Origin of the sequence: Aquicella lusitana (assembly GCF_902459475.1) — a bacterium.
Lineage (GTDB): Bacteria > Pseudomonadota > Gammaproteobacteria > DSM-16500 > DSM-16500 > Aquicella > Aquicella lusitana.
Window position 1 is genome coordinate 1,760,201 of sequence record NZ_LR699114.1, and the last position, 14,117, is coordinate 1,774,317.

The window sequence follows — 14,117 nt, forward strand, 5'->3', positions numbered from 1 at the left end:
AAATTAACCCTCAAGCGATTTTATAAATTGCCGCAGTTGCCACGCAATATAGCTTTTAGCATACTCTATTACCTCATGGCCGCGGTTGGGAATAGAAAGCTTATGCGCATAGCGACACTGCTTCCCAGAGAAGCCTTCGCATTCTAAAGAAATCATGCCAGTAAATTCGGTTTGATTTTGCAATGGCTTCGACGCTTTCACGCAAAACCAAACTCCATCGGTATCTTCAGCTGGCTGCGTTTTAAAGTAATTTATATTTTGTAAAGAAACTGCTTTCTCAAATTCGCCCAGAGTTGCCTTATCTACCACAGAAATGATGTGAGGAAAATGTTGTAATGATTCTTCCAACACTTCAAAAGCTTTTTTTCCATCGCAGGAAACAAGGCAAGGTAAAAGCAATGCTTCTACAGCATGAACCAGGTCGTTAACATCTTCGTTTTCGTCTGCGGCCAACTTAATTTCGAGATAAGGGTAATGCCAACGATAAGCTATCCCGACCGAGTGAGACTTGGCAATTTCATCAATTTGCGGAGCAATCTCACCCTCAATTAATCCCAAGGTCATCCATCGATATACTTTCTTTTTTTTAAAAAAGCCGGATTGCTCCAACCTAGCGACCACATGCTTATCAAACATGGGGCGGCACTCCCTCGGTGGTCCGGGCAGCATAAAGATATGTTTGCTTTGCCATTCGATGTGGCAACCGAAAGCGGTGCCATTTTCATTCGGATAAAGCTCGGCGTGCCTCGGGAATAAGGCTTGCTGACGATTCGATTCTGTCACGGCCAGGTTGAAACGTTCCAGGCGGTTAACTACATGCGTCCATGCTGTTTCGTCAAAGCACAATTCCTGTTTAATGACGTCAGCAATAGCAAAACGCGTTGTATCATCCGATGTAGGACCTAATCCACCGCTCACAATCACCGCATCCGATTTGCCTAGCAGGTAGGTTAACGCCGACGAAATCGCTCTTTTGTTATCAGACACCTGAATATGCTGATCAATATTCCCGCCTTTTTCATTGATCGTTTTCGCAAAAAAGTGACTGTTGGTGTCCTGAATCTCGCCTTGCACCAGCTCATTTCCTGTGGCCAGGAATGAAATGGTTTTTTTTGTTTTAGGTTGAAGACAGCGATCAATGATGGCATTAGCCATTGTTTGTGTTGAAGCATCTCCACCCATATCATAAGTCACAAACTTGCCTTCCTTGATAACTTCGTGAAGCGCTTGCTGGATGCGGCCTGCTTCAGCATGATAACCAAAATGTTTTAATAAAAGCCCAATGGTCAGGAACATCGCACCGGGATTTGCGCGATTTGATTTAACACGAGGTGCACTGCCATGCACGGGCTCAAAATAGCAGCCCTTTGCGCCAATATTGGCACTGGATGCAAGGCCAAGGCCGCCCATCACACCTGCGCCCAGGTCAGACAGAATATCACCGAACATATTTTCAGCTACGATCACGCCAAATTCCTGCGGGCGCTTTACCATCCATAATGCAACCGCATCAACATTATGAATATCAGCTTGAATATGCGGATATTTCTGGGCAATGCCTTCAAATATCTCTCGCGCAAAAGCGCTGCTTTTGCGTAACACATTCGGTTTGTCTGCAAAGGTAACGCGATTAAATCCCTCTCGCTGCGCATGACTAAAAGCAAATTCAAATAAACGCGCCAAACCGTCGCGTGATTGTAATCGTAACGAGCAGCTAGCATCCTCAGCTGACAGATGACGCCAACGTGGATTTGCTGCAACGACCGAGTGCAATGCATCTGGAAGGGGATAAAAATCCAATCCTGCGTAAAGCCCTTCGGTATTTTCCCGGATAACTGAAAAATTAAAATCTTCACCCTCGCCCTTGATATTAAAACAAGGTCTCACATTCGCATACAAATCAAGCTGTTGCCGCAACTGAACAATGGGTGAAACATAAGGAGGCGGTGAAGCTCGCAGGTGTTCTGGAAGCGCTTTTAATGCTTCTTTCTCCGGCATGCTGGTTGTCGCACCCAGCAAAACAGCATCACATGATTTTATGATCTCCCAGGTTCTCGCCGGAATTGGATTGCCTTCCTGCTTCCAGCATTCCCAGCCAATGTCACCAAAAATAGTTTCAACAGGAAGTCCCAACGCTTCAAATATCGGCACAGCAGCAAATGTGACATCCTGACCAATGCCATCGCCCGGTAAAATCGCTAGTCTCAATTTTTTCATGCGCTTTCCTCAAGGAATTTAATCATAGGCGGCATGCAATCGGTCAGATTATTTTGCAAAACCCGCATGCCAGACCGGGGTATGATAACAAGTTGACTGTTTGGTGAAGTGATAACATTGCCGCTATTAACTAATTGTGAATTCTCACCTATTAAATGCAAATATTTCACTCGGGTTTTTTGCAGCATGGGACGAGAATCCGCTTCCAGCACAAACTGAAGTCCTCTCGAAAGCCGCAATGCTGCTCGCTCAGGATGGTTTAGGTTGAAATGTTGAGGCGCTTCATAGGGATAAAACACATACCGATTTAATTCGTGAAGCGCAACAGCCATTAAGTTTTCTTTTATCAACCGGATCACCTGATCCAGGCGTTTGGAAAGCAAATCATCCGAAAATGACGGTACAGAAATGAAAACCAGCGGCTTGTTTTCTTGCTCAACAAGATCAAGGCAATGCTGCAAAATCACGCCGCCGAGCGAAAACCCAAAAATAGCATGATAGCCGGGGATCAATGTCTGAAGTTTATCGTGCCATCCCGCGAAAAAATCTTTTCGATGCGTATCTGCATTCACTTCCTCCAGAGGATCGATGAAGTCTATGCTATATTGCGGCACAAGAAACTGCAGCGATGCTTCGATGGCCTTGATTTCAGACCATTCCGCCAACGCTGGGCCGATGACTAATATTTTTTTCATTACTAAGCCCCGCATACTGATTTTGCGCTTCGTAAATATTGTGAAGCGCGAGAATAATAATCGCTGGTATCAACAAAACTACCTAAATTTGCAGCATCATCTTGAGATAAATCAAATATGCCCAGGATAATATCCTTTGTGGAGAAATCATTTTGGGTATCGTGTAAATTTTGTTTAACATAGTTGGCAGCTTCCATCAGCCTTGAGAAGTCATACTGCCTATTTCCCCCTGCGTGGAGAAAACTGACAATGCCTTCTGTGCGCAAATTGCCCGACCCTTTCCCAAAGCCAAATAATGAAGCATCTATAAATTGAACGCCATTTTTGATAGCAGCCACTGCGTTTGCTTGTGCCAAAAATAAATTATCATGCGCATGAAATCCAAATGGGACATGACACTTTTCTTGCAAATAAGAATATAAATGATCAACGTCATCGGGCGTCAGGCTTCCATTTGAGTCAGCCAGGTAAATTGCTTTTACGCCAGTTTTTGCGAGATCAGTAACCCATGTTCTTATCTGCTCTCTATTGAAATGCGAAACACGTGTAATATTAGCAAACACTTCAAAATTATATTGGCTGGCCATTTCGATCGTTTGGAAACCTAAAGTTGGCTGCTTTGCTGGGAAACATATTCTAACCGCATTTACTCCGCAGTCTTGCATTTCTTCCAAATCATGTCGTTGTATATTTTTGGGATGCAAAATCACGGTCAGCTTGGCATGCTGTATCCATTTTTTACAGTATTCGAGATAGTTGCGATCGCATGTTGCTGTTTGGCCCATATTAGCGATAGGTTTAAGCGGCCCATTTCGATAACCTACTTCAATATAACGCACACCCGACTGATCGAGTAACGTTAAAATATCCCGCACCACGCCGGAGGAAAAGTGAAAATTAGTCTTATAACCGCCATCACGAAGGGTGACATCTAATAATTTTATATTATTTTTCATAGCAATACCTGAGTCAATCTCGTCACCAATCGCTTCGTGATGCTTGCGCATGCAGGGAGAAAGTCTTGGCAGCGAGGGCAAAAATATCAAAAAAACATGATCATATCAATCAAATGTGGCTAATTTTTAATTAAAAACCACCGATCAACCAGCAATATATAAAAGGAATATTTGAGAATCTATCCGTATTTTTTACGGATTTAGTTAGTTCTAAAGAACATCCCGCAATTTCAAATCCGCTAAAAGTTTTTCAGGCCCTTCAAATTTCACTGCGTCCATGCCCACTTTTTTGGCGCCTTCTACGTTTTCATCGACGTCATCTATAAAAATACAATCAGCCGGCTCAAGTTCATTTCGCCTTAAAAGCAGTTCATAAATGAGTGGATCGGGTTTAATTACATTTTCTTTGCCGGAGATGACAATATCCCGGAAGTATTGAAAGAATTCATACTTGCCATGCACGTAGGGAAAAGTTTCAGCAGACCAGTTGGTAATGGCATACAAAGGATAATTCAAATGAGAGAGTTGTTTCAGAATTTCAACGCTGCCTTCTATCTCGCCGCCAATCATCTCAGTCCATTTGTTTTTCCATAAATGGATGGGTTCTTCGTAGTGGGGAAACTTGGAAGATAAAAAAGTTAAGCCTTCATCGAAAGACAATCCTTTATCCATTTCTTTATTTAAAAGGAAAATACCTGTTTCTTCGTAAAACTGTCTCGTCTTATGCTTATCTTTAAAATAAGCATCATAAACTCGATCTGGATTCCAATTTATCAATACCTGGCCAAGGTCAAAAATAATATTTTTCATTTGGGTTCCCCGCGGCATGATCACATTCTGATTTGACATCATCTCGCAAAATACCCTCTTTTTCCAGGACTGTGACAAGCAAGATGCTGAAGAATGAGATAAATAACAGTATCAAAAAGTGCTCAAATCGGGTGACACAGTTATTTCACATATAATAGTCAATCGCTTTTTCAATTAATTCAGCTTTAGAGGAGACTTCCATTTTTGTTTTTATATTTTCCAAATGTTGTTCTACCGTGCGTTTGGATATTTTTAATAACTCGGCAATCATTCGAGCCGACTTGCCTCTCACCGCATGTCTTAAAATTTCATTTTCCCGACTGGATAAATAGATATGGCAGACTTTTTTCTCTGATCTTATTGGATAAGCAGGCTTGATCTCACCCGCTTGAAGCAGTCCGAGCTCGGCAACATAGCTGAGGGACGCTGCAAGTGGATCAACACCCAGGGTGATGCCAATGCCAAACAAGCCGATAGTTTTATTTTCCTCATTCAGGATCGGGGTTTTGATTGCCAGCGAATGATAAGTCATCTCATCTTTGCGCAGCACATTTTCCTCATATATTTTTTTTCGCATAGTCGACATAACTTCTCGATTATGCCCCATCACCAGCCGAGCGCTTTTTGGCGTTGCGACATAACGTATGGATTTTCCTATCGCATTCTTTGTTGAAAGAAAACCTGACGTGGTTGCGCTTTGCTCGTTTATCAGCTGAACAGCACATTCCGTATTAAGAAACGTCACACTCAAAGGGAGTCGAACAGCCTGACCAATCGTCAATCCGGTTGGTACTAAAGCGGCACGGGATAAATTCACCGCCTTATCCGGACGCAATAATCTTACGCCATCGCCATAGCGATAGATCAACATTTCATGGCTGATGTCGAGTTTTTGGCGGTTTGGCATGGCAAACGTGCTGAGCAATTAGAAAACAGGAAATTCTAGTTTAAGTTACTGGAGTTATCAATCAACTTGATCAAAACAGTCAATCATCCTGGGCATTAGAGATTGTGCTTTTTTTTGGTATGATTTCTTTAAAATTAGCACAATTAACGAGGAACTTTTATGAAAGCCCGCTATAGTCCCATACCGACTGATGAACCCAACGGAGAATCGGAAATAGTCATTACTAACCTGGAAGGCATGACGGAAACAAAACCAGTTGAGTCCCGCCTTCAAAAAGTAGGCAGATATGTTCTGCAGGATATTCTTGCTTTTGATCCTTATGCAAAATGGTATACATCCGCTTGCCAGGTTGGTTTTTCCCTCTGGGCAGCCAAAGAAGCGTTTGATGAACTGGAGGACTACACAGCCAGTTTTCTGCCTCAAAAGGTCATTGTTCCGCTATGTTATCTGACGAGCGTTGTTATCTTTATTAGCACTCAACAAATAGGTAGTACGCTCGATTTGAGCCTTGCCAAGCGCGAGCTGGAAGAAAAATATACTGATTTAAAAAAAGAATTGGATGAACTGAGGAGCGAGATCAGGGAAAAAAAGAGGAATGACATGAACAGCGAGCCAGAAAAAAGAGTTGGCGCAAGCAATGTGATCTAATAGATTAGACGGCCGGTTGAACTTCATTGCGAGCGTAACGGAAGCAATCCAGGTTTTTCGGCGCTGGTTGTTGGGAAGCATTGTAATAACATCTCATAAACTGGGCTTTGGGCAATTTACAAAATACTCAATAATGCTGTCATCCTGAGAGCATTTTTTGCTCGAAGGATCTCCCGATAACAAAAGGAGATCCTTCGCTTCGCTCAGGATGACAGTTTTGTGAATGCTTTTCAAAAATGGTCAAGTCCAGATAAAGATCAAACCATTACAGCGATGACAGGTTTTTATATGGCAGGCGTGTCCGCCAGGCGATAAACTTTGGCAGCGGTGGACCCATAAAACAAAAAACCCCGGTTGAGTTAATCAGCCGGGGTTTTTTCGAATTAGAGCCTGGCGATGACCGACTTTTGCGTAGTTAAAACCACACTATCATAGGCGCTAAATGGTTTCACTTCTGAGTTCGGGATGGGATCAGGTGGTACCCACTTGCTCTGGTCGCCAGGCAAAATACGGTTGTAAGATTGCGATTCACTGTCACCCCGCACTCGTTGCGGGGCAAAACGACTTGGGTGTTATATGGTCAAGTCTCACGGTCAATTAGTACTGGTTAGCTGAACGCATTACTGCGCTTTCACACCCAGCCTATCAACGTCTTGGTCTTAAACGGACCTTGAGGGGCCTTGCGGCCCGTGAGATCTCATCTTGGGGCAAGCTTCCCGCTTAGATGCTTTCAGCGGTTATCTTTTCCGTACTTAGCTACCCGGCAATGCCACTGGCGTGACAACCGGAACACCAGAGGTACGTTCACTCCGGTCCTCTCGTACTAGGAGCAACTCCCCTCAAATCTCAAACGCCCACGGCAGATAGGGACCGAACTGTCTCACGACGTTCTAAACCCAGCTCGCGTACCACTTTAAATGGCGAACAGCCATACCCTTGGGACCGGCTTCAGCCCCAGGATGTGATGAGCCGACATCGAGGTGCCAAACACCGCCGTCGATATGAACTCTTGGGCGGTATCAGCCTGTTATCCCCGGCGTACCTTTTATCCGTTGAGCGATGGCCCTTCCATACAGAACCACCGGATCACTAGAACCTACTTTCGTATCTGCTCGACCCGTCAGTCTCGCAGTTAAGCACACTTTTGCTCTTATACGCATTGCGCGATGTCCGACCGCGCTGAGTGTACCTTCGTACTCCTCCGTTACTCTTTGGGAGGAGACCGCCCCAGTCAAACTACCCACCATGCACTGTCCCCATCCCGGATTACGAGATTAGGTTAGAGCCCCAAGCATTTCAGGGTGGTATTTCAAGGTCGGCTCCACCTGAGCTAGCGCCCAGGTTTCAAAGCCTCCCACCTATCCTACACAGAAACGCTCAAAGTCCAGTGCAAAGCTATAGTAAAGGTGCACGGGGTCTTTCCGTCTTGCCGCGGGTACACTGCATCTTCACAGCGATTTCAACTTCACTGAGTCTCGGGTGGAGACAGTGTGGCTATCGTTACGCCTTTCGTGCAGGTCGGAACTTACCCGACAAGGAATTTCGCTACCTTAGGACCGTTATAGTTACGGCCGCCGTTTACCGGGGCTTCGATCGAGAGCTTTGTCTTGCGACTAACCCCTTCACTTAACCTTCCGGCACCGGGCAGGCGTCACACCCTATACTTCCTCTTTCGAGTTCGCAGAGTGCTGTGTTTTTAATAAACAGTCGCAGCCACCGATTCTTTGCAACCCCTTCACGCTCCAGCCGCAGGGCCTTCACCTAAAGAGGCACACCTTCTCCCGAAGTTACGGTGTCAATTTGCCTAGTTCCTTCACCCGAGTTCTCTCAAACGCCTTAGTATTCTCAACTTGTCCACCTGTGTCGGTTTGCGGTACGGTTCACAGACTTTCATCGCTTAGTGGCTTTTCCTGGAAGCTTAGCATCAGCTACTTCTCTCATACCGAAGTATAAAATCGTCATCACATCTCAGCATATGAACGGCCGGATTTGCCTAACCGTTCTGCCTACTTGCTTAAACTGGGATATCCAACACCCAGCTAGCCTAGCTTTCTCCGTCCCCACTTCGCTCCAGTCTACAAGTACAGGAATATTAACCTGTTTCCCATCAGCTACGCTTCTCAGCCTCACCTTAGGGACCGACTCACCCTGCGCCGATTACCGTTGCGCAGGAAACCTTGGACTTCCGGCGTGCGGGTTTTTCTCCCGCATTATCGTTACTCATGTCAGCATTCGCACTTCTGATACCTCCAGCAACCCTCTCAGGTCACCTTCACAGGCTTACAGAACGCTCCTCTACCACTCACACTTACGTGTGAATCCGTAGCTTCGGTGGATAGTTTTAGCCCCGTTACATCTTCCGCGCAGGCCGACTCGACCAGTGAGCTATTACGCTTTCTTTAAAAGATGGCTGCTTCTAAGCCAACTTCCTGGCTGTCTCTGCCTTCCCACATCGTTTACCACTTAACTATCTCTTCGGGACCTTAGCTGACGGTCTGGGCTTTTTCCCTCTTCACGACGGACCTTATCACCCGCCGTGTGTCTCCTGTATTATCCGCTGCGGTATTCGGAGTTTGCATCGGTTTGGTAGGACTATCACGTCCCCCTAGCCGGCACAGTGCTCTACCCCCACAGCTTAAAATACAAGGCACTACCTAAATAGCTTTCGAGGAGAACCAGCTATCTCCGAGCTTGTTTAGCCTTTCACTCCAATCCACAACTCATCCCCTACTTTTTCAACAGTAGTGGGTTCGAGCCTCCAGAACGTGTTACCGTCCCTTCACTCTGGTCATGGATAGATCGCCCGGCTTCGGGTCTAATAACGCCGACTTAACGCCCATTTCGGACTCGGTTTCCCTTCGCCTCCCCTATACGGTTAAGCTCGCCAACGCTATTAACTCGCTGACCCATTATACAAAAGGTACGCAGTCACAAGGCTTGCGCCCTGCTCCTACTGCTTGTACGCACACGGTTTCAGGTTCTATTTCACTCCCCTCTCCGGGGTTCTTTTCGCCTTTCCCTCACGGTACTGGTTCACTATCGGTCAGTAAGGAGTATTTAGCCTTGGAGGATGGTCCCCCCATCTTCAAACAGGATTTCTCGTGTCCCGTCCTACTTCTCGAACGCTTGCACATCACATCTTTTAATCTACGGGGCTATCACCCTCTGCGGCTGACCTTTCCAGGTCATTCAAATAAGATAGCGATGCTTTCCACGTTCAGGCTCTTTCCCTTTCGCTCGCCACTACTTGGGAAATCTCGGTTGATTTCTTTTCCTATAGGTACTTAGATGTTTCAGTTCCCTACGTTCGCTTCGCTGACCCTATGTATTCAGGCCAGGATGATACGATCTCTCGTATCGGGTTTCCCCATTCAGATATCCTCGGATCAATGCTCGTTGCCAGCTCCCCGGGGCTTTTCGCAGGCTGCCACGTCTTTCGTCGCCTCTTACTGCCAAGGCATTCACCATGTGCGCTTAATTTCTTGACCATATAACCCTAAGTCGTCTTACTCATACGCTCGCGCGCATCAGCTTAACTTCCAGCGTCATACTCGTCATCCCGCATTCTTTGCGGGTGTGCTGACTCTCACACAAGTAACACCCAGTTTTGTACATCTTCATGTACAGTGTACTTCGCTTCTTACAACCATTTTGTTAAAGAACTTTCTGTCTCGTCTAGAGATCAGAACATAACCTTCTCTTTCTCGAGAACCTTATCTTCAAATCTCTCTTCACCCTGGAGCCAGTCGGGATCGAACCGACGACCCCCTGCTTGCAAAGCAGATGCTCTCCCAGCTGAGCTATGGCCCCAACTTCAACCTTTACTCTTCTTCACCCTTCCACTTAGTTAGTGGGCCTGGGTGGACTTGAACCACCGACCCCACGCTTATCAAGCGTGTGCTCTAACCAACTGAGCTACAGGCCCCTTTCTATAACTCATGGGGCTTTGCTAGCCCATCTCTACAACTTTATTTAACAAGATCTTAAAAGAGTGACTTATGTGCGCGCCTATTCCGAGTCGTATGCATCTACATTTGCCTTTCGGCTGGCTGCTTTCGCAGCAATAATAGTAAGGAGGTGATCCAGCCACAGGTTCCCCTACGGCTACCTTGTTACGACTTCGTCCCAGTCATGAATCATACCGTGGTAGGCGTCACCCTTTCGGTTCAACTACCCACTTCTGGTACCATCCACTCCCATGACGTGACGGGCGGTGTGTACAAGGCCCGGGAACGTATTCACCGCGACGTTGCTGATTCGCGATTACTAGCGATTCCAACTTCATGGAGTCGAGTTGCAGACTCCAATCCGGACTACGAGACGCTTTCTGAGATTGGCTCCCCCTCGCGGGTTGGCTACCCTCTGTACGCCCCATTGTAGCACGTGTGTAGCCCTACCCATAAAGGCCATGATGACTTGACGTCGTCCCCGCCTTCCTCCGGTTCCTCACCGGCAGTCTCCTTAGAGTCCCCAACTTAATGCTGGCAACTAAGGACAAGGGTTGCGCTCGTTACGGGACTTAACCCAACATCTCACAACACGAGCTGACGACAGCCATGCAGCACCTGTCTCTGCGTTCCTTTCGGCACTCCCAACTCTCATCGGGATTCGCAGGATGTCAAGGGTAGGTAAGGTTCTTCGCGTTGCATCGAATTAAACCACATGCTCCACCGCTTGTGCGGGCCCCCGTCAATTCCTTTGAGTTTCAACCTTGCGGCCGTACTTCCCAGGCGGAAGACTTATCGCGTTAGCTTCGATACTGCTTGGTTCCCCAATCAACATCTAGTCCTCATCGTTTACAGCGTGGACTACCAGGGTATCTAATCCTGTTCGCTCCCCACGCTTTCGCGCCTCAGCGTCAGTATTGGGCCAGGTGACTGCCTTCGCCATTGACGTTCCTTCCGATCTCTACGCATTTCACCGCTACACCGGAAATTCCATCACCCTCTCCCATACTCCAGATCAGTAGTTTGCGATGCGCTTCCCAGGTTAAGCCCGGGGCTTTCACATCACACACACTCATCCGCCTACGCGCCCTTTACGCCCAGTAACTCCGATCAACGCTTGCACCCTCTGTATTACCGCGGCTGCTGGCACAGAGTTTGCCGGTGCTTATTCTGTCGGTACCGTCAATGTGCATGAATTATCCTCATACACACTTCTTCCCAACCTAAAGAGCTTTACGACCCGAAGGCCTTCTTCACTCACGCGGCATCGCTGGATCAGGGTTGCCCCCATTGTCCAAGATTCCCCACTGCTGCCTCCCGTAGGAGTCTGGGCCGTGTCTCAGTCCCAGTGTGACTGGTCGTCCTCTCAGACCAGTTACCGATCATCGCCTTGGTGAGCTCTTACCCCACCAACTAGCTAATCGGACGCAGGCCTCTCTGGAAGCGCCACCCCGCAACAAGTGCGGGGCAGCTTTGCTCTCTCGAGTTTACGCGGTATTAGCCAAAGTTTCCCTTGGTTATCCCCCTCTCCCAGGCAAGTTCCTACGTGTTCCTCACCCGTCCGCCGCTCGTCAGCAATCTGTATTGCTACAGATCCTGTTACCGCTCGACTTGCATGTGTTAGGCGTGCCGCCAGCGTTCAATCTGAGCCAGGATCAAACTCTCCACTTCTTGAAACTCTTCGCCATAGAAATAAATCTACAGCTAATTCTCTCCTTGCATTACCTTCTCAGGTAAGCGCGCACATATCTCACTCTTTCATCTTGTTAAAGAACTTTTACCGCTTGAGAGGGCGCATTCTACCCTAACTCGCTCCCATGTCAACAGGATTTTTTATCGTCTAACGTGTTGAGTAAAAATGACTGATATTTCGATCAACCCGAATATCCAGATCCCCCAAACAGAATGCCCTATAATTAGGCCCATCTTCAATTATAGTATAAATTTTGCTTTTTGTTTGGCGCAAAAATTAGACAAAATGGCCAAGATGCACTACATTAAGCCTGTCATTCATTATACTAGAACTATAAAACAAACCCATCATAAATTAAGGTGTTCACGATTTTATGCTTAGAAACAATGACCTACCACTAGGAGATCTTTTCCTTTTAGATAGCGCTGAGATGTCTAAAGAAAATTTTTCAAACGCGATGGATATCCAAGATAACCCCGATATGAACACCTTGGATGAAGAAGGCCAAACCTGGCTGCACCGCGCCGTACAAGAGCATAATCACAAAACCGTACGCTTTCTGCTTGATAAAATAGACGGAATTGATGTTTTCAAGCGAGACGAAAATGGCATGACAGCGCTGGAGTACGCGATCCAAAGCGGAGATAGCAAATCGTATGCCCTGCTTAAGAATGTTATCCAATTTAATTCCCGTCCCGAAGCCTATCTATATGCCATTAGCTGGCTTAACCAGTTAAAAGTTCGCTACCCTGACCTCCTTCAAATCAATCAGTGCAGCGAGGCGATCAAAATTGCTTTTGAAAATCATGAGCGAGACACACAAAAAGTTGCGGACTATTTAGCGGATTTAATTCCCTTTTTATCATCTCCAGACCGGGCGGCGCTTAATAAAATCATTAATGCCACTCTAAAATGCAACTCTCTGAAACAAACCGCTATTAGAAAATTTGAGAACCCCATTGGCCGGCGTGCCGAATCAGAATTATTCAGCCTGTTATTATTAAAACCGACTAAAGCCATGATGGAGGTGGTGGGCCAGGTTTCAAACCAGATTTTAAAGGCCATCGAGGATCTGGAAAAAACCAATCAGCAACGCTATATCTATCTTCTTTTAAGGATGCTGAAGCAATCCTCGCATGTGATTGCCTGCGGCGCATTTGAAAATTTACCCGCATTGGAGACTATCAAAAAAATATTAAGCGAAAACAGGCCTGGTCAATTGGTTGAAATCATGCATATCCATTATAAATTTTCGCGCGATATTTACCGTGACATCCCTATTCATTGCGCTCCCGTCCGGGAACCGGTGGGAAAATTATCCGAGATAATAAAAGAAACCTGGCCAGGTGATCCCAAAGATTTTTTTACTTTTGCAATTAGCGGCGAATTTAATAGAGTGCATCGCGCCTATATTGCAGATAGCAAAATGTATCTTGGGCCGCTTTATAGGGCTGAAAATTCGCGAGGCAGATCAGGCATGCTCAAACTCATTTTCAGCAACCGGTTAAGTCTAATGCTGGCCTCGCAAAGCGAATATGAAAAAGACCTGCCCGTGCTTTCTTCCGTGTGGGTTCCTGATTGCAAAGGCCAAGACGCAGATTTTTCATCAGCCTATGTAAAGGATTTGATAGAGAATGATGCCGTCTATGTCGCAGGATTTTCTGGCATGGCGTCCACCCTGCTGGGGCAAATGGAGATACTGGTTAACTTTGAGGATGTCACGCTAAAAAAACAGTACCTAACAGTCATTGCAGCCTATATCGTCGGCGCCGGTTTTCACAGCCTGCATGAAGTCATCGGCCCTGCTGAATTTACATTAAATCTTGTTCCCGGGTATAAGATCAGTATTCCGAACAAAAACAAACTGGCGGAACCGCCAAATTATAATCTATTTTTTGACCAGCAAAGCCAGATTGATCCGGAGTTCAATGAACGCAGAGAAGAAGCGTGGGCAAGGTTAATCGCCTTCTTTGACAATGTTTACCGACCGCGAAATGAGCATCTGATAGCTCCGCTATCCCATCAAACAGCGAACCCGCACCTGTCCTTATGGAGAAGCGGCGACAACAAACCGACTCGGCAAAAAGAAATGGGGTCGCGTAACCCTGTCAGAGAAATTAACGGAATCCATCTCAAAACTACAAATAGCATTTAAATTTTTAGACTCGCGGGCATTCCATCGTTTTGCCCGCATTGGGAGGCTTGTCTATCACGGCACTTCATTTTACGAGAGCGCGTTTTCTC

The 14,117-nt window shown here is 46.3% G+C and carries 7 protein-coding genes, 2 tRNA genes and 3 rRNA genes; 2 read left to right on the top strand and 10 right to left on the bottom strand.

Translation table 11 applies throughout. From position 1 onward, the window contains the following. Positions 1 to 3 precede the first annotated feature (3 nt). From AQUSIP_RS08190 to AQUSIP_RS08210, 5 genes are all read right to left on the bottom strand, one after another. A complete protein-coding gene (locus AQUSIP_RS08190) occupies positions 4 to 2,217 on the bottom strand; it encodes an isocitrate/isopropylmalate family dehydrogenase (RefSeq protein WP_114835413.1) in 2,214 nt (737 codons plus the stop codon). Beyond that, complete coding sequence (locus tag AQUSIP_RS08195) at positions 2,214 to 2,912, bottom strand: hypothetical protein (RefSeq protein ID WP_114835412.1); 699 nt, start codon at positions 2,910 to 2,912, stop codon at positions 2,214 to 2,216. Before AQUSIP_RS08195 ends, AQUSIP_RS08190 begins: the two co-directional genes overlap by 4 nt. 2 nt (positions 2,913 to 2,914) lie before the next feature. Further along, the gene (locus AQUSIP_RS08200; protein ID WP_114835411.1) at positions 2,915 to 3,919 is read right to left on the bottom strand and encodes a beta/alpha barrel domain-containing protein; all 1,005 of its coding nucleotides are present in this window, start codon (positions 3,917 to 3,919) and stop codon (positions 2,915 to 2,917) included. A 159-nt stretch (positions 3,920 to 4,078) separates the two neighbouring features. Beyond that, entirely contained in the window at positions 4,079 to 4,678 is a 600-nt protein-coding gene (locus AQUSIP_RS08205; RefSeq protein ID WP_170131892.1) for an HAD family hydrolase, read from the bottom strand. A 145-nt stretch (positions 4,679 to 4,823) separates the two neighbouring features. Next, positions 4,824 to 5,585: a PAS and helix-turn-helix domain-containing protein gene (locus AQUSIP_RS08210; RefSeq protein ID WP_114835409.1), complete on the bottom strand. Its 762-nt coding sequence runs from the start codon at positions 5,583 to 5,585 to the stop codon at positions 4,824 to 4,826. A 159-nt stretch (positions 5,586 to 5,744) separates the two neighbouring features. Between AQUSIP_RS08210 and AQUSIP_RS08215 the strand changes: the two genes are divergently transcribed. After that, positions 5,745 to 6,233 carry a hypothetical protein gene (locus AQUSIP_RS08215; RefSeq protein ID WP_114835408.1) on the top strand — a complete coding sequence of 163 codons (489 nt, stop codon included), beginning with the start codon at positions 5,745 to 5,747 and terminating at the stop codon, positions 6,231 to 6,233. A 388-nt stretch (positions 6,234 to 6,621) separates the two neighbouring features. Here the strand turns inward: AQUSIP_RS08215 and rrf are convergent. The 5 genes from rrf to AQUSIP_RS08240 form a co-directional block, all read right to left on the bottom strand. Continuing rightward, a 5S ribosomal RNA gene (gene rrf, locus AQUSIP_RS08220) occupies positions 6,622 to 6,736 on the bottom strand. A 73-nt stretch (positions 6,737 to 6,809) separates the two neighbouring features. Further along, positions 6,810 to 9,721: ribosomal RNA gene (locus tag AQUSIP_RS08225) — 23S ribosomal RNA — on the bottom strand. A gap of 249 nt (positions 9,722 to 9,970) precedes the next feature. Beyond that, a tRNA-Ala gene (locus AQUSIP_RS08230) sits at positions 9,971 to 10,043 on the bottom strand. 41 nt (positions 10,044 to 10,084) lie between these two features. After that, positions 10,085 to 10,158, bottom strand: a tRNA-Ile gene (locus AQUSIP_RS08235). Positions 10,159 to 10,303: 145 nt separating this feature from the next. Continuing rightward, positions 10,304 to 11,851: ribosomal RNA gene (locus AQUSIP_RS08240) — 16S ribosomal RNA — on the bottom strand. The 16S, 23S and 5S rRNA genes sit together here with 2 tRNA genes alongside, the layout of an rRNA operon. A 452-nt stretch (positions 11,852 to 12,303) precedes the next feature. Here AQUSIP_RS08240 and AQUSIP_RS08245 point away from each other — a divergent pair. Then, a complete protein-coding gene (locus AQUSIP_RS08245) occupies positions 12,304 to 14,028 on the top strand; it encodes an ankyrin repeat domain-containing protein (RefSeq protein WP_172621975.1) in 1,725 nt (574 codons plus the stop codon). Positions 14,029 to 14,117: the final 89 nt, after the last annotated feature.

Excerpts from the sequence above, each read along its gene's own strand:
- AQUSIP_RS08190 (WP_114835413.1), bottom strand. The coding sequence starts at position 2,217 with ATGAAAAAATTGAGACTAGCGATTTTACCGGGCGATGGCATTGGTCAG.
- AQUSIP_RS08195 (WP_114835412.1), bottom strand. The coding sequence starts at position 2,912 with ATGAAAAAAATATTAGTCATCGGCCCAGCGTTGGCGGAATGGTCTGAA.
- AQUSIP_RS08200 (WP_114835411.1), bottom strand. The coding sequence starts at position 3,919 with ATGCGCAAGCATCACGAAGCGATTGGTGACGAGATTGACTCAGGTATT.
- AQUSIP_RS08205 (WP_170131892.1), bottom strand. The coding sequence starts at position 4,678 with ATGAAAAATATTATTTTTGACCTTGGCCAGGTATTGATAAATTGGAAT.
- AQUSIP_RS08210 (WP_114835409.1), bottom strand. The coding sequence starts at position 5,585 with ATGCCAAACCGCCAAAAACTCGACATCAGCCATGAAATGTTGATCTAT.
- AQUSIP_RS08215 (WP_114835408.1), top strand. The coding sequence starts at position 5,745 with ATGAAAGCCCGCTATAGTCCCATACCGACTGATGAACCCAACGGAGAA.
- AQUSIP_RS08245 (WP_172621975.1), top strand. The coding sequence starts at position 12,304 with ATGTCTAAAGAAAATTTTTCAAACGCGATGGATATCCAAGATAACCCC.